This is a genomic window from Paenibacillus xylanexedens, from assembly GCF_007680605.1.
GTDB lineage: Bacteria > Bacillota > Bacilli > Paenibacillales > Paenibacillaceae > Paenibacillus > Paenibacillus xylanexedens_B.
The window spans coordinates 1,287,270-1,308,065 of record NZ_VEIO01000001.1 but is presented as its reverse complement, the minus strand read 5'-3'; the positions used below and the strand labels follow the sequence as shown (position 1 = coordinate 1,308,065).

The window sequence follows — 20,796 nt, the reverse complement described above, 5'->3', positions numbered from 1 at the left end:
CAGGGTTGCACGAAGCTGGACAGTCCAAACGTGCTCAATACTCTACCCGGATAATGTCACTATGCTCATGCATATTCAATTATTGGTTGAAGGTCCTGCGCTGGCTGATCCACCATTGTTTATCCCACCCGTTTCACATATTTGTTGTTTATTGTATTCGCTCATTCTTTATACGTCAACATAATTATTAACTAAATTGTTATTTAATTCATCTGTTAGAGTCCAACTTGTATAGATTCAGTTGCTTGCTTTTCTCTGTTAACAAGACGTTTATGTGCCATCAGTAGAAAAGGAACCCCAAGTGCTGTCGTTACAGCAATCGGAATAAAGACAGCAAGTCCATTCCCCGCACCAAACTGGCTTAACAGCAACCCACCAATGACCGGAGCCGCAACATTTCCGATATTGTTGAAACCGATTGTACCAAAATACGTTCCTTTCCATTCGGGCTTTGCAATTCGGTCGATTAGCATATCCATCATCGTAAAGAGCAGTACTTCCCCTATCGTAAACAGGATGACACTGACCATCATCAATACGATTCCTTCGGCTAAACCAAATAACAGCAGACTTGCGGAAACGAGCAGATTTCCCAGAATTAGCGGGACAAGCGGCGGTGCATTCCGGAAAGTACGAACGAGCGGGTACTGGATAACCAGTACAGTAATCGCGTTGAGTGAAAGCATATACGAGAACATCTGACTTCCATTTTCAAAGATCGGACTTCTCGCCAAATACTGCGCTAACGTGGAACTGAAGTGGCCGTAACCCAACACACAAAACGTCGTACCGATCAGCACAGGCAGGAATACCCGATCCCGTCCGGTGGTCATGAGGGCTTCGCGCAGACGGGGTGCAGCCACTTCTAGACGTCCAGGGAGATTGGCATGATGAAGTCGAAATTGAAGACCTAGAATCAGACCATAAGCGATATAAACGAGCCCCGAGATAACAAAAGGAAACGTCGATTCCGATGATCCCAGCTGAAATCCGATAATTGGACCAAACACGACCCCCAGATTAATCGCTGCATATCTCAGATTAAACACTAGCAGTTTGTTTTGAGGTGAAGTTATATCGGATAACAACGCTCTTGAGGTTGGCTCAAACACGGCCCGGCACAAACCGTTTAACGTGTTTGCAACAAAAAACACCCATAAATGCTCGGCTGCCGCAAAAATGAAAAATACAGCGGCCCAACTAAATACCGAGACAAGCATAACGATTTTGCGCCCGATTCGATCAGAGATATATCCCCCGTAAAAACTGACCAATACTCCCGCCAGTGAACTTACCGCAACCGTAATTCCCGTCTGGGTCGGCGTAGCATCAAGCACACGTGTCAAATAGATGGACAGAAATGGAATGCTCATCGACGTCACGAGGCGCCCAAACATCGTTCCAATAATAATGGTCCAGGCCAGCGGGTGAATTTGCTTTAAAATATGCTTCATCTTTCATTCTCCTATCTTGCTGCTTTCTCTATCTATCCTGTTGCTGCGAAAATGGATGAATTCTGTCATCCTCATAGGTATAATTGTAAAGATAAAAGGGGGAAGTAAAAGTGTAATGTTTTGTTCTCACTTTTCACCTTTATGGAGGAGCTGTACACATGGATACGATATATACTCACTTTCTAAGACTTGCTGGCTCTGAAATGCTCTCGATCAAGATCAATGAACCTGTACCCGTAACGATCGAGAATCTGTCCTCCGTCCTCTGTTGCACTCCGCGCAATGTCAAATTTATTTTACGGAAGCTGGAAGATCAGCATTTCATCCATTGGAAACCTGGGCGTGGACGAGGCCATCATTCCGAGCTTACACTACTGCGAAGTCTGAATGATGCTTTAGAATTTAACTTTACTGAACTGTTATCCAAAGGCAAACTGAAAGAAGCCATCGAGTTGATTGGAAATGTGCAAATCGATGACTTGATGCGGGAAAAACTGATGCTTACCCTTCATGAGCAGATGGGATTTCGCAGTTACACCGAAAGCACTTCCGGTCAGGATACACTTCGCATGTTGAGATCACGTCAACTGGGTGATTTGGACCCGGCTTCGGTTTATACGGCTTTTGAAACCTATCTTCTTGGTCAGATATGCAACACACTGATTACTTACGACGCCCACACTGATACCTTTTTACCCGCACTTGCACATACATGGGAATCTAACAACGATCATAAAGAATGGGTATTTTATTTGCGAAAAGGTGTTCGTTTCCATGACGGACGTACGATGACATCGCATGATGTTCAGGCATCCTTGAAGCGTTTATTCGAGACCCATTGTTCGTCTCTATGGCTGTACCGCGATATTAAGCGAACAGAAGTGAACGGCGATTATTGCATCAGGTTTATATTGCATCGTGCGAACCGTTTTTTTCTACATCTGTTCAGTTGTATTCGCATGACGGTACTGCCGGCAGATTATGCATCGAACCAGCCCCTGGTCGGCACAGGCCCGTTTCAGATCACCGAAATGAGCGAAGATGTAATCAAACTGACTGCATTCGATGCTTATTATGGCTTTCGTCCTCATCTGGACCAGGTCCACATCTGGTTTCTTCCTGAATCGGCTTCAAGCGACGGTTATTATGATTTACCTGGTACTGATCGGCTCAGTCTGCCTGGAAGTAGTCATGAACGGCCTCATTATATTGACTATCCCGCACTTGGCTGTCAGTATATGCTTTTCAATTTCAATGTCCCGGGTTGTCATCATACCTTGCCCTTCCGCCAGGCCATGCGTATCATCTATGATCCGGTCACACTGGTGCATGATTTGGGTAAAAATCGAATTACACCCGCCAGTAGTTTTCTGCCGTGGAAAAGCGCTGCACGGAGCTGGGATGCTGCATCCCTGGGTGATGCTCAAGCATTGCTTGAACAATCGGGTTATCAAGGTGAAACCTTCTTGTTATCTTATAAAAAGAATAAAGATTCCGATGTGGCTGAGTGGCTGCAACAACGTGCAAGTCGAGTAGGATTGAGGATGGATCTTGAGCCTTTTGACGATTATCTGGATGTCGTCAAGACCTCAGATGCACCTTTGATTCTGAGAGAAGAAATACTGGAGGATGACTGGCAGTATGGCATGATTCATTTTTTCAAAAATCAAAGCAATACGCTCCATGAATACATGACTCCTGAGCTTCAATCGATATTGGATTCCTTGCTGGACGCCTTTCCGCAACTTCCTCACGCCGAACGTAGCGAGCTTCTGGAACAGGCTGAAGAATTACTGCGGAAAAACAGCTGGATGTTGTACGGATGTCATATGAACAAAAAAGCGGAATTGCATCAGAGCTTCTACGGCATGCAAACCTCAGAATTTGGATTCCTGGATATTTCCAAATTATGGATCAAAAATCCGTAATAAAAGAACCCTCCGCCCTGTTAAAACACGGGTGAGGGTTTCTTTTAACATACATCGAATAGCAGTTATAAGTTCGGCAACTCCGTTGTGTATTCCGATTATAAAAACCATGCAATTCATGTAATAAATCAATAGAGATGCTGCATCAACGTTATTAGACTTACCGTTCACGGCCAACGAGATAATTCAGTAGATGTTTTAGAAATGGGATCGGTTTAGGCATTTGACGTAATGCGTCGGTAGCAAGGCAATAATGCTCCCACATCGCTTTTTGAGCACCTGTCTCCCCAAGAATAGATACAAAGGTTGAATTGTTATTTCGCTCATCCTGACCGGCGGGTTTGCCAAGGGTTTGTTGATCTCCTCCATAATCCAGCAGGTCGTCCTTGATCTGAAAAGCAATGCCTGCATGATACGCAAACACTTTTAGCGCGTCGATCTCCTCATCCTTTACTTTTGCCAAAATCGCTGGCATAACCAGCGCCGCCTCAAAGGCAATGCCTGTTTTGTAAAAACAGATCGTGTTCAGCTCTTCCAGTGAGAGCAGTTTTCCTTTGGAACCCAGATCCATCGCCTGACCCATACACATATCCTCGGCTTTTATAGCCGAATACTGAATCAGCTTCAACACGGTCTGCGCATCAAACCGATGCAGTGAAGACTGCTCACGAATCGCTCGCTGAATCAGGAATAGTCCTGTAAGTTCTGCTGTAGCACTATTATGCAACTGATGAAGCGTGGAGCGTCCGCGCCTTGTCTCGGCATTATCCTGTGTGGGCAGATCATCAAAGATGAGTGAAGCCGTATGCATATACTCCATGGAGCGTAACAACGGCATGATAGCCGACTCGCTGAGCCCGTACTCCTGAACACCCATGACCCAAGTCAGGATCGGACGCAGACGTTTGCCATCCCCTTGCAGACTGTAGTTGGCCGCATCCATCAGCTTCCCCTTCATTTCGAGTTCTTCGGCGGCTTTGTTAATTTGCAGTTCCACATTAATCCGCTCACGTACCGTTTGGGTTGTCTGCTGGAACGACTCCTTCTCTTGTTTTTCATTACTGAGCTGCAGCACAACCTGATCCCGTAGCAATTTGTCCAGAAAGTCCACGTCATCTGCTTTTCGCACCATTTGTTGCACTACATGATTAAGTTCGGGTTGGCCTGAAGCAAAGAGCGTCATGACCTCGTCATACTTCGCCTGACCGAGCCGCTCTCTGCAACGCTTCAGCCCGTTAATTGCACGATCCAGGATAACTTCCCTCGCCTTGGCATTGGAATGGTAGACGTCATGGATTAGAAACGAGATGACTGCCCAGTACAATTCATACGGGTTAATCAAATCCGGACGCAGGTCGCGATATTTCAAATAATACGTGTAAGGTGTCACTGCCTCGTCCTGCATATCATCGAACATATCCGCAAAATCATCCGCAAGCTGATTATAAATCCCGTAATGAAAGGTACGCAGATCAAACCCTTCATCTTCCGGTGCGCTCAGAACAGAACGAACAATCAATCGCGACGACGCCGACTTAATAATAATCGGGATGTACAGCTCTTCATTCGTATAATGCGCATTGGATAGTTTCTTGCCACGGTCGATCTCCTGGGATTGGAAGAACACATAAGACTGTTCAAAAAAAGTGTTCCGCATCTCTTCACGTTGATAGTTCCGAATATATTCAAAGGCCTCTCGAAGCTCGGAGTGTACATACCGAATCACTTCAAGCTGCGGCCCCTTCCATTCTCCAAGATCAGGTACAATCCCAGTAAGCAAAGCTTGTTGTATCATCGCTGAATATTGTTCCTTCTCCTGCGTGGTCAGCGCCTGAGAATCGAGAAGATCATCCACAAAAGGGTACGTTAAACCGTAGGAATAACCCAGCCTGATGGCTGCATCGAGCTTAGCAATCCGTTCCTCCCGCGGCGTGTCCTCTGTAAGCTCATCGTCGACATGAAGCACGACGCCCAGAATAATCTTGATCAGTTTACGTTGTGCCTGCGCCGCATCAAGTTCTGGGGGAATGTTTGCTGCAACATGTTTTAATTTGTCCATCACCCAGATCACAGCCTCTTCAATCTGCTCCCGCTGTCCCCACCGATATAATGTTGCCGGGCTTATGTAATCAGCCTGACGTTGTTGTTCACTTGCGACACGCATAAAATATGCTTTGGTATCCTTGGCGATACGCTGAATCTTGTCTTTTGTTTTCGTGTTATCCAGCGCCTGTCCCAGATCGCGCATATAGATATATGAGATGCTGCGATCCAGATAATCATCGATCTTGCCTGTCGCACTGAGCCAATGCATATATTTCTGAATATCTTTGGAATCCGGTTTTCTTTTGCCAGCGAACCAGGAAAACCAGCTCCAACGATGGATATGTTTTTTTTGCCAAATCCTGAAATCTTGAATAAGTGAATCTATATGTGTGTTATTAATTAGCTGCTGAGAGAGCTTTGCAAAATACTGAGATGCTTTCTGCTCTGCGAGACGGTATGCTTCATCTGCATTAGCTTCGGCCTTGGTCTGATTCATAAGTACGTTGTTCATCGGTCGATCCCTCAACTTCGGTTAAAGTTAAACATGGTCCGCTCATGTTCATATCCTATATACGGCACTTCGGCCGTTTGGTTACGAAATCGTAAATGTTCGATAACGCAAGAGCATTAAATCAGAATATGGAAGACCATACTTTAACCGCAGTAACCGCGATCAGAAGCAACAACGCATATCGAAGTAACCGGACATTTACCATCGAACTTACTCTTGAGCCAATCGATGCGCCAATCAAACTTCCCAGCACTGTGTAGATAATCGGCTCCACTGGGATATCTCCCGCAGATAACTTTCCAATAACTCCACCTATGGCAGAAATGAAGACAATCGCGAGGGATGAGGCAATCGTTGTCCGAACCGGAATCTTCAGAACAGTCAGCATAACAGGGATGAGTACGAATGCACCGCCAGCCCCTACAATTCCTGAAACGATTCCAACGGCAAGCGAAGTACTTGAAGCAATCATTTTATTAAACGTCAACGGTTGGTCCAGATCCAGCCTCCCTTTGCTCGGAATGAGCATTAGAACGATCGCTATGATCGCCAGAATCCCATAAACCAGATGAATCATACGTTCATCCAGCATACCTGAGATAAAACCGCCAATTAAACTACCCACTAGAATACTGCTTCCCATATACAGGGCAAGTTTGGAATCGATCACAGCGCCGCTAGTCTTGCCTGCTTTTGCTTTTCTGCGAAATGCAACTACGCCCGCAAGCGAAGCAAAGAATACTTGAAACATGCTGATGGCAGATACCTGATGAGCCGTGAACGGTTCGAGCCCTGCCATTTCCGGCACATACAGCAAGAGAGGAAAGTTAATGATTGCCCCGCCAATGCCAAGCAATCCGGAGAAAAATGAACCGATTAGACCCAGTATAAACATGATGAAGAACAGCAAAAGATCCATCGGTTATACGCTTCCTTTCATGAAGATATTACGAGGATAGAAAATCAAAATAAATAAAATTTGATTCCAAAAAACATATACAGGACACTTGGATTCGGGTATAATACTTTAAAACCAAGTAATTTAATCAGAAATGAGTGATTAAGCATGTTTAATGTGTTGAAGGCACTTTTTGTAAATACATGTCCTCGCTGTAACGAAAAATTACAAACACATCATGATGAATTATGCTCAGTCAAAACCTGCACTCATTGTCACTATAAAGAAGAAAGTTACGGCTCACTCGGAGTCCGTATTGTCTACGACACCACAAATGGATAAAACGAGTCAGCATTTTCATTGTATCATGAACTTCTAAATTTCGGGATAATTCGACATTATTATATGATGATTTTATTACGAGAGTTAACATGAAAAGGCACAGGATGATTACATCCTGTGCCTTTGGTTCATTTTAAACGCAATATGGTTTAGAAGCAGATAACTTGTAGATAACCCGTTATTTCGTTTTGAAACTCAGGAAACCATCATCCACTGCTACCGTTGTGCCATTCATGGCGCTAGCTGCATCACTAAACAGGAAGGTAACTACACTTGCAACTTTCTCTGGCTGGATTAGCTCTCCACGCATGTGCTGGGTTGCCAGCGCATCCTTCATGGCTTGATCATCTCCCAAAATCGGAGTTTCGATAAAACCAGGCGCCACACCGAGAACGCGGATTCCATGCTCGGCCAGTTCAAGAGCACCGGATTTGGACATCATCACAACCGCCGCTTTCGCTGCATTGTAGTTGAAGCTACCCACGGCTGCCACGCTTCCATAGATCGAAGCTGTATTAACAATCGTGCCTTGCACGTTTAATTCAACCATTTTCTTCGCGCCATAATACATGCCGTAGTAAACGCTGTGTTGATCCACATCAATAACTTTGTGATAGGATTCCGGGTCCATTTCCAGAAACGGTTTGACAAGGCCGATACCCGCATTGTTGAAAATCCCGTTGAATGTTCCATACTTTTCGACAGTCCAGTCAATCAGAGCTTTAATCTCATCGCCTTTGGACACATCGACTTTATAAGCTCCGGCTTTGCCACCGGTTGCTTCAATCTCAGTCGCAACCTGTTTGGCTCCCTCTTCGTTAAAATCCGCGACAACGATTGTTGCTCCCTGTGCAGATAGTTGCAGTGCTGTTTCTTTTCCAATTCCACTTGCTCCACCTGTGATAACAATGACTTTTCCCGTATGTTCGGACATAACATAGATCTCCTTTGCTAATGAAATTGGTTCCTGTTAACTAAATTAATGTTAGTTGATATATATATGTTCATAACTTAACCTTACTAGTCTATCACCTTTTTGTCAAATGGGTCGATCATACGATGCAATTACGATAGACCAGCTTGTTACTAAACAAACATTCACCGTCATGGTATTCCCGATTGATACACTGCCAGCATTGTGGATCTTTGTCGTAATTCATATAGTTTTTCTTTATACGATATAAATATGCAAAAAAGACGAGCAGCCTTTCTGGATCACCCGTCTTCTATAACTATCCTGTTCAATTGCTCCTTAAAGTGGAGGAAAGATTATTCTTATATTTAGTTTAAACTTATTATTCGGTTTGTAATCCGCTCAGCGGTTCCTTTAGGCTGTTGATGTTGTTGATCAATTCCGGAATACCTGTTTTCTCCCAATTCTCAGCGGTAATCCCTTGCTCCGCGATGGAAGTTTCGAATTCGTTCATTACCTCTGTCAGCTGATTGTTATAGCTAACCAGATTCTCGTGAATGTTTTCTCCAATAGCAGGCGCACTCATCTCCGAAAATTCAGCGGCTTCTGCTTGAATTAAATCAATCTTCTCTTGAATCTGACCCGTTACGTCCGGGTTATTGATGGCATCTGCTGCAAGTTGTTGTAACTCGGTTCCAGCACTCGATACCTGATTGATATAATCGGTAGCACCGCTTACATAACTCAAACTTTGATTGGCTTGCTCTACAATTGAACAAGCGGATAGCATCAACATACTGGAGGTCACAATAGCTGTAATCATCATCCTGTGTGTTCTGTTCCGCCTTCGCATGAGCATCTCCCTTTCTTCATCTCAGAATGATGGTACCTTATTTCATGATACTTGTTCACCAAGCTGCATTGCAAATCAGCCTGCATGCCCAGTCATTCCGATGTATAATAGAATAATCACACAATAAAGGGATGTCATCATTATGCTTCCGGCCTTAAATCAACGCTTGAACCGCATCATGCCACTGATTACCCCCAGTAGTATTATCATTGGTGTTTTATGCGGCAGTTTTTTGTCTTCGTACACGTATTTGTCGCCTTGGCTGTTTGCCTTCATGACATTTGCGGGCAGTATTAGTCTGAGCGTAAGAGATTTTGTGAATGTACTGAAGAGGCCTTTGCCTTTGTTTGTTTGCTTGCTGATCCTGCATCTGGCTATGCCGCTTGTAGCGCTAGGCATGGGTCATCTGGTGTTTCCAGCGGATGCCTATACAATTACAGGACTTGTCCTCGCCGCAGTCATCCCCACTGGAATTAGCAGCTTCATATGGGTCAGCATCTATCGGGGGAATATTGCACTTACGCTTTCGATTATTCTCATTGATACCTTGCTAGCTCCGTTCGTTGTGCCTGGCGTGTTATCTCTACTTGTAGGTACAAGTGTTTCCCTGGATATTGGGGCCATGATGAGCAGTCTGTTCTGGATGATTGTGTTTCCATCCCTTCTGGGTATGCTCCTGAATGAGTGGACCAAGGGCGGCATCGTTCCTGTATGGGGACCTCGGCTTAATCCGTTATCCAAACTGTTTATGGCTTCGGTCGTTGCCATTAACGGCTCGGTTGTCGCACCCTATCTGGCTGACTTCAACTGGCGCTTGGCCGGGCTGGCGGTGATTATTGTTTTTCTGGCCTCCTTCGGCTATGCACTCAGTTATTTCATCGCGAGGTGGCTAGGCTGGAATGAGGCCGATCAGGTCGCACTTGTCTTTAATGGGGGAATGCGTAATATTAGCGCTGGGGCCGTTCTTGCCGTTACTTATTTTCCACCGCCTGTTGCGGTTCCAGTTGTACTTGGCATGGTATTTCAACAGATGCTCGCGTCTCTTTCAGGTTACTTGCTCGGCAGGCGTTCACAGCTAATGAACAACTCGGATAAAACGTCAGCAGCTTGATAACTTCATCCGCAACGGAAAAGGGCTCCGATCTCCGCTAGCATTTCATCTTGATTGACATAAATGCTTAAAGAGTACCAGGAGCCCTTTACCTATCTAAAAAATACTAATCTTGCCATATTTTAAAGTTCTACTTTCAAGTTACCAAGCATTTTGGCTACCTCTGGATCATCTATTTTCATAAATAGAGTTTCTCCCGTATCTAATGCATCTATGGATTGCATATCCTCCGAGCTAAGCACAAAATCAAAAATGTCAATGTTCTCGATAAGCCTTTCTTTTCGTACCGATTTTGGGATCACTACGATGTTTTTTTGCGTCATCCAGCGAAGTACAACCTGAGCGACGGATTTCTGATGCTTGTCGGCAATCGATGCAAGTGTCTGATTACTGAATAGATGATTGCGTCCCTCCGCGAATGGTGACCACGATTGATGCTGAATCCCATGTTCTTTTAAAAAGGCCGCACTGCTAACTTGCTGCTGAAAAGGATGTGTCTCAATCTGATTCACTGCTGGCACAATGTCATTATGAATCATGAGATCCATCAGACGATCAGGTAAAAAGTTGCTTACACCGATGGCACGGATAAATCCCTCTCGATACAACTCCTCCATTGCTCTCCAGGCACCATAATAATCACCAAAAGGCATATGAATCAGATACATATCCAGCTGTTCGAGCTGCAACTTATCCAATGATTTAGCAAATGCTTTCTTCGTGCTTTCGTATCCGGAATCTTGAATCCACAATTTGGTCGTAACAAACAGCTCTTCCCGCGCTACACCACTGCGTTTAATCGCGCGTCCTACAGCTTCTTCATTCATGTAGCCTGCTGCTGTATCAATCAGACGATAACCCGCTCTGAGCGCTTCATAGACCGTATTCTCACATTGTTGCAGATCAGGCACCTGATACACACCAAATCCGATGATTGGCATCTCCACACCATTGTTTAAAGTTACCGTTTGTTCCATATCGTTTCCTCCTAAAAATTTATGATGTAACTCAAGCCATCAAGCGTTTCTGGCCATGAACCACTCTTGGTTATTTCGCTTTGAATCAGCTTGCGTTACAATAACCCTAGTACCTTCGTGTAACACGAAGTCAAGCGATATATACTTATTTTTTTGGGAGGGATCATACATGTTTACAGTTCATGAAGCTGCCTTGATTACAGGGCTCACGGAGCATGCGGTTCGTTATTATACAGATAAAGGTTTGATTCCAAGCGTGAAACGCAACAAAAATAATGTAAGGTTGTTTAACGATGAAGCGATCAACTGGCTGCGCGGGGTAAGATGCCTTAAGCAGACGGGGTTGCCGATTGAGGACATTAAAACCTATGTAGATCTATGCCTAGAAGGTGATTCGACCGTTCCGCAACGCCTTGCTCTCATAATGCAATTCAAGGAAGCAGCGCTCACTCAACTGGAAGAGGCCAAACAGCGTGTTGCACATCTGGAAGAAAAAACGCTCCATTATCAAGAAATTTTAGAAAAAGGCATTCCTGATATCACAAATCCCGCCCAGTGGGAAACTTCTGGTCTAAAATAGGATTTTTATCCGTAAAAGCGATGGAGTGGTTGCGCAACACTCGCTATAGCTGCCCTAAAGGAATGGAATAAACCAAAAAAAACGCCGACATTTCAAGTCGACGTTTTTCATGCTGCTTTTTGGATGATGCCCACTGTTTACTGAATGACACACATTACTTCGGTTGAATATATCCTTCTGCTTTAAGCAATTCCGCAATCAGAACCGCACCGCCTGCTGCTCCGCGCAGTGTGTTGTGGGACAATCCAACAAATTTATAGTCATAGAGTGAGTCTTCACGCAAACGGCCTGTGGAAACACCCATTCCACGCTCGATATCGCGATCCAGCTTAGTCTGCGGTCTGTTCTCTTCCTCAAAGTACGTAATGAATTGTTTCGGTGCACTTGGCAGTGCCAGCTCCTGTGGGCGACCTTTAAACTGCAACCAGCGCTCCAGAATTTCATCTTTGCTCGGTTTTTTCTCGAAGTTTACAAAGACCGTAGCCAAGTGTCCGTCTGTTACCGGTACACGAATACATTGTGTTGTAATCAATGGTGCGGATGCTTTAACGATCTGATTGTTCTCTACACTACCCCAGATGCGAAGCGGCTCCTGCTCACTTTTTTCTTCCTCTCCACCAATGTAAGGAATCACGTTATCCAGCATTTCAGGCCAGTCCGTAAAGTTTTTGCCCGCACCTGAGATCGCTTGATATGTGGAAGCCACAACCTGTGTCGGGTTAAACTCACGCAATGCATGTAGCGCCGGCACATAGCTTTGAATGGAGCAGTTTGGTTTTACAGCGATAAAACCTGTCGTTGTACCCAGACGTTTTCTCTGAGCTTCAATGACCGCCAAGTGGCCCGGGTTAATTTCAGGAATAACCATCGGCACGTCTGCTGTCCAGCGATGAGCGGAGTTGTTGGACACGACAGGTGTACCTGTTTTGGCATAAGCCTCTTCGAGCGCCTGAATTTCATTCTTTTTCATATCGACCGCACAGAAAATAAAGTCAACCTGGCTTGCAAAAGCTTCAACCTGAGATGCATCTTGCACCACAATGTTTTTCACCGGCTCAGGGATTGGAACCGCCAGTTTCCATCTACCCTTTACAGACTCTTCATACGTTTTGCCTGCCGAGTTGGCACTTGCTGAAATCGCTGTTACTTCAAACCATGGATGTTGATCCAGCAGGTCTACGAAACGTTGACCCACCATTCCTGTTCCTCCGACAATACCGACTTTTAATTTTGCTGACATGGAATTATCATTTCCTTTCGATTTAAGTTGGATCATCTGTTACTGTCATCGTACATGGGATATTTGAAACTTGATTAATACCTATCATTCACACTATTCAGGTCCATCCAAAGCGTGTGATCCCAGCTCCGAAAAAACCAAAAAATCCCATCCCCAAGACAAAAGTCTCAGGGACGAGATTGAACACTCGTGGTACCACCCAGATTCGCAAATATGTCGCCATATTCACCTCTTCAAGTATGCGATGAATGACCCAGCAACTTTAGATGCTGTCTTCATCCGTTTATACTCTAGCTCTATAACAGGAGCGCCTGTCACACCATCCTTCAGCGTAAGCCAATTCCGATGTGCTGCTCAGAGTCTTTATTCGATAAAAGGTTCTTTGCTCCTTTTCAGCTACCGGAGCTCTCTGATGAAAGAATCATTTTTATCTACTCGTCTCATCGTTGCATTTGATATTGCGATTATAATATCAAAATTCCAGTACGGAAGTAAACACATTTTTTTATAATTGCTTGAATTGGATGGAATAAGACAAAATGAAAAACAGCCCTCGCACGAACTATTCATGACGAAGGCTAGGTATATGGATTTCAATTGGACAAAAAACGTTATTACATTTTACCCGGATATTGAGGTTCGTGTACATCATCAGGCACCGTTTCGTCAAAGACATCTTGACCCGGATAATCCCGCACTTCACCCTCGTGCAATTCATGGTTTTCATAGTCAAAACGGTGTGCAGTCCTCTGATCTGCTCGCCACGGAGAGCTTTTCCCAAGCGATTCAGACAGCAAGGATGAACCGTATGGGCCCTCTGGAAATTCTTCAAGCGTAATATCATTCCGCTGCGATTCTACAGTGGACACGTCTGTATATTCACGTCTATCTTCCTGCAAAAACTTCTCTTCCATCACTCGTCCCTCCTGATCGTCTTGAGATGATCAACGCACCTTTAAGGTGGGCGAAACGGGATGTTTTTATGCATTATTCTTGGAAAACACTGCGTTTCTGGTGCTGATACGACAAGCGAATCAGCACCTTCATCTGCACCCCTACCAATGGCGCACCGATACCAGCACAACAAACACAAGCAGTCCAAGGATACTGATCCAGGTATCCCGCCTGCTCCAGAACAGAAGTGAGGAACGAGCGCCAAGCGCGCCGTTTTCTCTCACCTTACGCATCTCCATCGCAATCGTCATATCCTCAGCACGCTGAAACAGGGCCATGATCAGAGGAATAATCATGGGCCCCAGATCCCGTACACGAACCATATTGGGCTTCAGGGCCGCTTTTCCGCGTGCCCGTACGATCAGTGAAAACCGTTGCCACTCACTCCAAATCATTGGAATAAATCTGAAAATCAAGGATACAGCAAGTGCAAACGAAGCTACAGGCAACCTGATTTTTCTCCCATAAGCCAGCACCCAGTTCAGTCCTTCAACCATGCGTCCATATGGCGTTGTAAGCGAGAACCACAGACTTGCAAGGGTTACGATGAACAAGCGGTACAGATTAAGTAATGTTCCCTCGGCCTGAGTCAAGGAAAAACCCAGCTGAAACCCGCTTTCTCCTGTGGTCAGAGTGCTACCCGATAATGCTGTAGAAATAACAAAAAACAACGCAAGTGGTTTCATCAACTTGATACATCCGATCAGCATCTGACGAGGCAAGATAGCTAAAGCACCAGCCACTGGAATCAGAGTTAACGACAGTCCCCTCCAATGATGCTGAAGCATTGCCGCTGTAACGAGCAACATATACAGTATCCATTTCAGACGCGGGTCCATCATGCTTTTCGGTCGGCTGGGAGAAGTTGAAGAACTAGTAGAAGAGGCTGTTCTTTTGTTACCAATTAACAATGAGTCTGTTACGGCTGAAACTGAAAATTTACTTTCATCTGCTTTTGAAATAGCCGTTGCAGACGTACTTGTAAATGTCTCTTGTGTTAACGCAACGGTGTCATCGTCACTCTTGACGTTAAGAGAAGAAGCAGCCATCTCCATCCCGGATTGTAAAATAGATTCCGCCATTTCTTCCGGGGTCATGGCTTGAGAACCGATTGGCATCCCTGCTTCCCTCAGCTGCGCCGCAAGTCGCATGGATGGAGGCAGACCGATTCCAGCTTGCACTAATATCTCGGGATGCTGATACAATTTCAGCGGGGTCAGGTCTGCTTCCAGGCACCCTTCCCTTAATAAAAGTACACGATCTGCATGCGGCAGGAATGTATCCAGGTCATGCGTCGCAATGACTGCTCCTCCGCCTTCCTTACGATGCTCATGCAGTGAATCAAGCAGCAACTTGATACTCTGTGCTTCAAGCCCTGCGCTAGGTTCATCTAACAAAAGCCAGTCTGGCTTGGTCACATAACCAAGTGCAAGCCCTAATCTACGCTTCTCTCCACCACTAAGCGCAAATGGCGACCTGTCCAAGTGAAAACGTCGCTCCGCGTCATCTCCTCTATGCGGGTCCCAGTGTGCCAGGTTTGCTTCGATCCGCTGTTCCTGCTCAGCTTCACTTAAACGGTAAGGTCGAAGGGAATATAACAGCTCCCGCTTAATATCTCGGGCAAACAATTGTTGCTCTGGAAACTGGAACACAAGTCCCATCTGAAACAGTACGGATTTAGGTACCTTGCCGTCATGCCACATCGGCTCTCCTGCAAGCGTAATATCTCCGGAATCCGGCTGCTTAAGACCGGCTATCGTCTGCAGTAGCGTTGTCTTGCCAGAGCCAGTGCAGCCCAGAAGCAATGTGATCTCACTACGGTTCAGTGTTAACGAAATATGATCAAGTAAGGTTCGTTTCGTTTCATCATGAACTCGCACGTATATATTATTAAGTTCAATCACCAACGCGCAGCCTCCTTCGCAAGCTCCTCAGGCCGGAGGGGGTTAACACCCTTGAGTCTTCCCCGCTGTTTCAAGATCAGGCATGTCTTTACTGTGAAAGGCGGTTCCAGTCCTATCTCTTCACAAGGAGATTGAAGCCTTTCATACGGCTTCGTATTTGATGTTGCCTCCGTTGCTGTTACCTCCGGATAGAAAAATGATTCCGGTACGCCGTCATAGACACATTTCCCCTTACTCATAGCCATAATCCGATCACATAAGGTCGCTTCCTCCAGGTGATGAGTGATCCAGACCACTGCCGTACCATGGCTCGTGACGGCCTGGACAATACCCTCGATGCGTTCTCTGGCATCTGGATCGAGCATCGCTGTAGGTTCATCCATAATCAGCACATCCGGCTTGGCCGCAAGGGCTGTTGCAATGTTAAGCAACTGTTTCTGTCCGCCGGACAAACGCGCGATCATTGTACCCAGCGGGTGCTGAAGTCCAACTAGCTGTAGCGCTTCTTGTCTGCGCTTTCCCTTCTCCTCGCTCGATATATGTAAATGCGATAAGGCAAAATGAAATTCTTCTTCGATTGTATCTCCCAGCACCTGTGTATCAGGCTGCTGTAATACACCGCGAATGGTCAGGTTTGCAGGAACATTTCGCTCTCCAGCGGATAAGGGAATGAAACCAAGCAGCAATCCGGCTAACGTGCTTTTCCCACTGCCATTAGCTCCCACGACACTTAACCACTCTCCCGCTTTGAGCGTAAACGAGAGACCGTCCAGCGCCTTTTTAACTTCACCGTCTTCGGCAGCATAGTGAACACGGGCATCTAGCAATGAAATGATAGGTAACTTGTCTTGCATTTCGAAATTAGTCCTTTCACATTCTGAAATTATATGATAATATCCTAATCGTCAACCAAATACAAACAATAGGTTAACAATAATTCTATCAAAATCGAAAGGATTGTACAAACATGAAATTATCTTTGCGAGGCATTGTATTTAGTGCACTTATGGCTGCCATTCTCGTTATTTTCGGATACATAAGCATTCCTCTTGGCTTTTCACCTGTACCCATCACGTTACAAACTTTAGCAGTGATGTTGGCCGGTGGACTGCTTGGGCCACTCTACGGCTTTCTCAGTATAGCCCTTGTCGTTGTACTTACAGGACTCGGTTTTCCTCTATTACACGGTACAGGCGGCCTTGGTGTGCTACTGGGGCCAACCGGGGGATACGTAGTGATGTGGCCGTTTGCCGCATTGCTCATGGGTCTGTTGCTCTCCAAAGTGCAAATTCGGGGCTTCAAAGGGTTTTTGTTTGCTTTTATCATTATTGAGTTGTTTGGTTCCCTATTAATCTATGTTACAGGTGTTCCTTGGCTGGCTTACCGATTCAGCATGTCGTTATCGGATGCGATGATTCAAGGCTTCTATCCTTATATTATCGGTGATTTGGTCAAAGCCATCTTTGCCACAATCATCATTGCTCCAGTTCGCATCGTATTTCCGCCTTCGCGGCTGACAAGTCATATGCATTCTAATGTAGTTAAAGCAAGTAAATAGCAATCATCTTTGCAGAAAAGATGCCTTGTCATGATCACACACGACAAACAACCGCCATATCGTTCTTAGCGGTTGTTTGTTTATTCATAAGATGCATAATTGCAAATTATCCATGAGTGATACATCTAGTGTGAATCATCAAAATGTTTATCGTTAATCTTCAGAAATTCTATTTGCCTAACAATCTTTGTCTAACTCTATCAAAACGCTACATATTGCTACCTAATTACTTAGCCTTACTCGTTTCTGTTCCGACAATTTTCAAGAGCATATCCTTGTTGCTTACTTGGCCGGTAGCTTGCGGAACAACATCATTGTAATCTGCCGAATTGGTTACAATGATTGGAGTTACGGTATGATAACCAGCCGCTTTAATCTGCTCAATATCGAATTCCAGCAGCAAATCGCCCGCCTTCACTTTGTCTCCTTCCTCGATGTAAGAGATAAAGTGCTGCCCATCAAGTTTAACCGTATCCACACCCACATGCACCAGAATCTCCGCGCCTGAATCCGAAACCACAGCAAGCGCATGTTTCTTTTTAAAAGCAACCGTTACGGTGCCATCAAAAGGAGCAACCACCCGGCCGATTGACGGCTCAATCGCGATCCCTTTACCCATAGCACCGGAAGAAAACGCCGGATCTGGAACCTTGGCCAAATCTACAATTTTACCTTCAATCGGACTTAATACCTCTTGATCGGAAGTAGCTGTAACCTGAGCGGCGTTTTTCGAAGAAGCATCTTTGCCATGTGTAGCAGCAGCTCCATCGGATGGTGTTGTTGATGCTGTCTTTGTTTCTTCATCATCGACAGGGTCTTTGAAGCCCATGATATACGTTAATACTGCGGAAACAATGAACGATGCGGCGATACCCATAATCAATCCCGGGAATCCTTGACCACCCGGCCCGTAGAAGATCGGCAAAGTCAGCAATCCAGGCGCGCCGGATGCAAATGCTTGCGTACCTGCCTGACCGATAATCGCTCCACCGACAGCACCACCGATAACCCCTGCAATAAACGGACGTTTCAGCGGTAGCGTTACACCATAAATGGCCGGTTCGGTAATCCCGAACAGTGCTGTAAGTGTTGAGGAACCAGCAAGTGTCTTTAATTTTTTGTTTTTCGTTTTGAGCATTACGCCGAATGCTGCGCCCGTTTGAGCAAAGACAGAAGCGGTCGCTGCCGGTTTCACACCGTCCTGTCCGTGTACGGCAATGTTATTAATAAATACAGGCACCAGCCCCCAGTGTACACCGAAGATAACGAGCAACTGCCAGCTTGCACCCATCACAGCTCCGGCAAGCAGCGGGCTGAATCCAAATGCAGCCACCATTGCGGACGCAATTCCATTACCTACATATACTCCGAATGGTCCGAAGGCCAGCAGCGTGAGCGGAACCATAATAACAAGCAAAAATAGCGGTGTAACAAAATTTTTAATACTGTCGTGAAGCAGCTTATTAAAGAACTTCTCCAGCTTGCTCATCACAATAACGGCTAGAATGATTGGAATTACGGTCGAAGCGTAACTCATCAGGACTACAGGAATTCCGAAAAAGTCTGTTGGCGTTCCGTCCGTTTTCAACTGAATAATCGTTGGATAGATCAGTGCTCCTGCTATGGTCAATGCAACAAATGCATTTCCTTGGAACTTACGTGCAGTTGTAACCGCTAACAGCAACGGCAAGAAGTAGAACAAGCTATCTGCTGCTGCATACAGAATGATATAGGTCGTATCTGTCTTTTCGAGCCAACCGACATTGTTGGCAATCAGCAACAACCCTTTTAAAATACCGGCTCCGGCCATTACACCAAGGAGCGGTGCGAAAATACTGGAGATGACGTCAATGATACCGCCTAATCCCTTGACCTTTTTGCCGCTTTTTTCTTTAGTGGATGAATCATCCAGAATGTTGCTGATCTGCCCGATTGCCTGATACACTTCGGGAACCTTGTTACCCACAACGACCTGGAATTGGCCTCCGTTTTCCTTAACGGCAATAACGCCTTCTGTTTTCTCCAGACCTGCTTTGTCAGCCTTGGAATCATCCTTCAATACAAATCGTAAACGTGTTGCGCAGTGAACCAGTGATTCTACGTTTTTCTCACCGCCAACCCGTTCCACAATCTCTCTGGCCAGTTTTTCTTGACTCATGATTTGCCCCCCTACGTTTTGTCTATAAAATTGAACTGAAAGTCTTTTACACGGTCGCTCCGATGACAGAATAACCTTCCAATCGCTGTTATCCTCAGATTTTTTGATTCTTTTTTAAAATGGGAAAAATCCGATGATAAAGGCGAACGCTTCGCTTTTCCAGGTTTTTTCTGTCCTCTTCGTTGATGTGTAAATGATAATTCAATTTATACAACAGGCTTCTACCGATTTTTTGCACACAAAAAACCTAAGCCTTGCGTAAATGGACATAAAATGCCGAAATACACATGACTTAGGTTTTGCCTGCATAACCAGTAACAATCCCAGTTAAATCGTATTCAATTCCTGTTACAAACATAATATTATAATATAACCATTTATGTCAATAATTAAATTTAACAGATTAACGATTCACGACACGTTCGATGTGCACTGTAAGATATAACTTTTCCTCATTGGTGAGTTCGTGATCATACTCTTTTTTAACAAACAAGGCGATCTTCTCTACACATGTTGCAGCTTCAGGATGCTTCTCCTTAATCATGTCGTAAAAATGATCATAATTGTTGTCATAATGCGTTCCGCTAAGCACTCGCTGGGAGAAAAACTTTAGATGAGTGATAAAACGGAAGTAACTGAGAGACTCCTCATCAAACTCCATTTTGAAATGATACTTGGCGATATTAATAATCTGCTGGATAAACTTCGTAATATTCATCGTCGTAATCACTTCTTCGTTCATTTCCGCATTCACGATATGTAGCGCAATAAAAGCCGCTTCATCTGGCGGGAGTTCGATATTCATCCTGCTGTTGATCTGCTCCAGCATGCGCAGTCCCAGCCCGAACTCCGCTTTGTACAATTGTTTAATCTCCCACATCAAAGCATTCTTGATCTCGATTCCCTCATGATAACGCTCGATGGCAAAATGAATATGATCTGTAAGTGAGACATAGATGTTCTCGTTCAATTTACGTCCCAAATTGTCACGTGCATGGGCAATCATTTCCTCCACAATCTCAACAAGTTCCATCGGAACTTCCCGCAGAAGCGTTTTGAAATTATCGGATGTCTGTTTGTTTTTCAAGGCAAATACTTTTTGAATGCGGGTCTCGTCTACTTTATCTCCCGGCTTCTTCTTAAAGGCAATCCCACGTCCCATCACCACAAGCTCTGCCCCGTCGGCCTGATAGATGCTAATGACGTTATTGTTGATAACCTTTGCTATTTTCACTTCAATCCCCCCGTCACGTTCCACTCTCTAGTCGCCAAGATATATCCAATTATGGGCATGCAAAAAAAACCTGGAGCATCACAAAATAAACAAGACGTGGCGGTCTGCTTTTTTTGGTGCTCAGGTTTTGCCTAC

General features: G+C 45.1%; 16 protein-coding genes and 1 other annotated feature. Of the genes, 4 read left to right on the top strand and 12 right to left on the bottom strand.

The features are described from left to right. Positions 1–215: 215 nt before the first annotated feature. Positions 216–1,454 (bottom strand): MDR family MFS transporter, encoded by a 1,239-nt coding sequence (locus FS818_RS05870; RefSeq protein WP_145330452.1) that lies wholly within the window; start codon positions 1,452–1,454, stop codon positions 216–218. A 158-nt stretch (positions 1,455–1,612) separates the two neighbouring features. Here FS818_RS05870 and FS818_RS05865 point away from each other — a divergent pair, with 158 nt between their 5' ends. After that, positions 1,613–3,382: an ABC transporter substrate-binding protein gene (locus FS818_RS05865; protein WP_145330450.1), complete on the top strand. Its 1,770-nt coding sequence runs from the start codon at positions 1,613–1,615 to the stop codon at positions 3,380–3,382. A 160-nt stretch (positions 3,383–3,542) separates the two neighbouring features. Here FS818_RS05865 and FS818_RS05860 read toward each other — a convergent pair whose 3' ends face one another. The 4 genes from FS818_RS05860 to FS818_RS05845 form a co-directional block, all read right to left on the bottom strand. Next, positions 3,543–5,924, bottom strand: a complete 2,382-nt coding sequence (locus FS818_RS05860; protein WP_145332772.1) for a polyprenyl synthetase family protein — start codon at positions 5,922–5,924, stop codon at positions 3,543–3,545. Positions 5,925–6,060: 136 nt separating this feature from the next. Beyond that, complete coding sequence (locus FS818_RS05855) at positions 6,061–6,858, bottom strand: sulfite exporter TauE/SafE family protein (RefSeq protein ID WP_145330448.1); 798 nt, start codon at positions 6,856–6,858, stop codon at positions 6,061–6,063. Positions 6,859–7,357: 499 nt separating this feature from the next. Next, complete coding sequence (locus FS818_RS05850; RefSeq protein WP_145330446.1) at positions 7,358–8,113, bottom strand: SDR family NAD(P)-dependent oxidoreductase; 756 nt, start codon at positions 8,111–8,113, stop codon at positions 7,358–7,360. A gap of 361 nt (positions 8,114–8,474) precedes the next feature. Further along, entirely contained in the window at positions 8,475–8,918 is a 444-nt protein-coding gene (locus tag FS818_RS05845; RefSeq protein WP_222128806.1) for a DUF6376 family protein, read from the bottom strand. Between the two features lie 169 nt (positions 8,919–9,087). On the opposite strand from FS818_RS05845, the gene FS818_RS05840 reads away from it, so the two are divergent. Then, the gene (locus FS818_RS05840) at positions 9,088–10,056 is read left to right on the top strand and encodes a bile acid:sodium symporter family protein (RefSeq protein WP_145330443.1); all 969 of its coding nucleotides are present in this window, start codon (positions 9,088–9,090) and stop codon (positions 10,054–10,056) included. Positions 10,057–10,178: 122 nt separating this feature from the next. Here FS818_RS05840 and FS818_RS05835 read toward each other — a convergent pair whose 3' ends face one another. Beyond that, a complete protein-coding gene (locus FS818_RS05835; RefSeq protein ID WP_145330441.1) occupies positions 10,179–11,033 on the bottom strand; it encodes an aldo/keto reductase in 855 nt (284 codons plus the stop codon). Positions 11,034–11,202: 169 nt separating this feature from the next. Between FS818_RS05835 and FS818_RS05830 the strand changes: the two genes are divergently transcribed. After that, entirely contained in the window at positions 11,203–11,613 is a 411-nt protein-coding gene (locus FS818_RS05830; protein WP_145330439.1) for a MerR family transcriptional regulator, read from the top strand. A 154-nt stretch (positions 11,614–11,767) separates the two neighbouring features. Here the strand turns inward: FS818_RS05830 and asd are convergent, their stop codons facing one another. The 4 genes from asd to FS818_RS05810 all read right to left on the bottom strand — a co-directional run bounded on the left by asd (position 11,768) and on the right by FS818_RS05810 (position 16,565). Beyond that, positions 11,768–12,853, bottom strand: coding sequence for an aspartate-semialdehyde dehydrogenase (gene asd / locus FS818_RS05825; protein WP_145330438.1), 1,086 nt, complete (start codon positions 12,851–12,853; stop codon positions 11,768–11,770). Positions 12,854–13,019: 166 nt separating this feature from the next. Further along, positions 13,020–13,309, bottom strand: a binding site (T-box leader). A 158-nt stretch (positions 13,310–13,467) separates the two neighbouring features. Further along, positions 13,468–13,767, bottom strand: coding sequence for a hypothetical protein (locus tag FS818_RS05820; RefSeq protein ID WP_123063638.1), 300 nt, complete (start codon positions 13,765–13,767; stop codon positions 13,468–13,470). 141 nt (positions 13,768–13,908) lie between these two features. After that, positions 13,909–15,711 (bottom strand): ATP-binding cassette domain-containing protein, encoded by a 1,803-nt coding sequence (locus tag FS818_RS05815; RefSeq protein ID WP_186375416.1) that lies wholly within the window; start codon positions 15,709–15,711, stop codon positions 13,909–13,911. Then, positions 15,708–16,565, bottom strand: coding sequence for an ATP-binding cassette domain-containing protein (locus FS818_RS05810; RefSeq protein WP_145330434.1), 858 nt, complete (start codon positions 16,563–16,565; stop codon positions 15,708–15,710). The genes FS818_RS05815 and FS818_RS05810 overlap by 4 nt, the downstream gene beginning before the upstream one ends. A 113-nt stretch (positions 16,566–16,678) precedes the next feature. On the opposite strand from FS818_RS05810, the gene FS818_RS05805 reads away from it, so the two are divergent. After that, positions 16,679–17,269 carry a biotin transporter BioY gene (locus FS818_RS05805; protein ID WP_145330433.1) on the top strand — a complete coding sequence of 197 codons (591 nt, stop codon included), beginning with the start codon at positions 16,679–16,681 and terminating at the stop codon, positions 17,267–17,269. Between the two features lie 226 nt (positions 17,270–17,495). Here the strand turns inward: FS818_RS05805 and FS818_RS05800 are convergent, their stop codons facing one another. Further along, entirely contained in the window at positions 17,496–19,427 is a 1,932-nt protein-coding gene (locus FS818_RS05800; protein WP_145330431.1) for a beta-glucoside-specific PTS transporter subunit IIABC, read from the bottom strand. 403 nt (positions 19,428–19,830) lie between these two features. Next, positions 19,831–20,661, bottom strand: coding sequence for a BglG family transcription antiterminator LicT (gene licT / locus FS818_RS05795; protein ID WP_145330429.1), 831 nt, complete (start codon positions 20,659–20,661; stop codon positions 19,831–19,833). Between the last annotated feature and the right edge of the window lie 135 nt (positions 20,662–20,796).

Bases quoted from the DNA above. Each gene is read 5' to 3' on its own strand.
- FS818_RS05870 (WP_145330452.1), bottom strand. From the start codon at position 1,454: ATGAAGCATATTTTAAAGCAAATTCACCCGCTGGCCTGGACCATTATT.
- FS818_RS05865 (WP_145330450.1), top strand. From the start codon at position 1,613: ATGGATACGATATATACTCACTTTCTAAGACTTGCTGGCTCTGAAATG.
- FS818_RS05860 (WP_145332772.1), bottom strand. From the start codon at position 5,924: ATGAATCAGACCAAGGCCGAAGCTAATGCAGATGAAGCATACCGTCTC.
- FS818_RS05855 (WP_145330448.1), bottom strand. From the start codon at position 6,858: ATGGATCTTTTGCTGTTCTTCATCATGTTTATACTGGGTCTAATCGGT.
- FS818_RS05850 (WP_145330446.1), bottom strand. From the start codon at position 8,113: ATGTCCGAACATACGGGAAAAGTCATTGTTATCACAGGTGGAGCAAGT.
- FS818_RS05845 (WP_222128806.1), bottom strand. From the start codon at position 8,918: ATGATGATTACAGCTATTGTGACCTCCAGTATGTTGATGCTATCCGCT.
- FS818_RS05840 (WP_145330443.1), top strand. From the start codon at position 9,088: ATGCTTCCGGCCTTAAATCAACGCTTGAACCGCATCATGCCACTGATT.
- FS818_RS05835 (WP_145330441.1), bottom strand. From the start codon at position 11,033: ATGGAACAAACGGTAACTTTAAACAATGGTGTGGAGATGCCAATCATC.
- FS818_RS05830 (WP_145330439.1), top strand. From the start codon at position 11,203: ATGTTTACAGTTCATGAAGCTGCCTTGATTACAGGGCTCACGGAGCAT.
- asd (WP_145330438.1), bottom strand. From the start codon at position 12,853: ATGTCAGCAAAATTAAAAGTCGGTATTGTCGGAGGAACAGGAATGGTG.
- FS818_RS05820 (WP_123063638.1), bottom strand. From the start codon at position 13,767: ATGGAAGAGAAGTTTTTGCAGGAAGATAGACGTGAATATACAGACGTG.
- FS818_RS05810 (WP_145330434.1), bottom strand. From the start codon at position 16,565: ATGCAAGACAAGTTACCTATCATTTCATTGCTAGATGCCCGTGTTCAC.
- FS818_RS05805 (WP_145330433.1), top strand. From the start codon at position 16,679: ATGAAATTATCTTTGCGAGGCATTGTATTTAGTGCACTTATGGCTGCC.
- FS818_RS05800 (WP_145330431.1), bottom strand. From the start codon at position 19,427: ATGAGTCAAGAAAAACTGGCCAGAGAGATTGTGGAACGGGTTGGCGGT.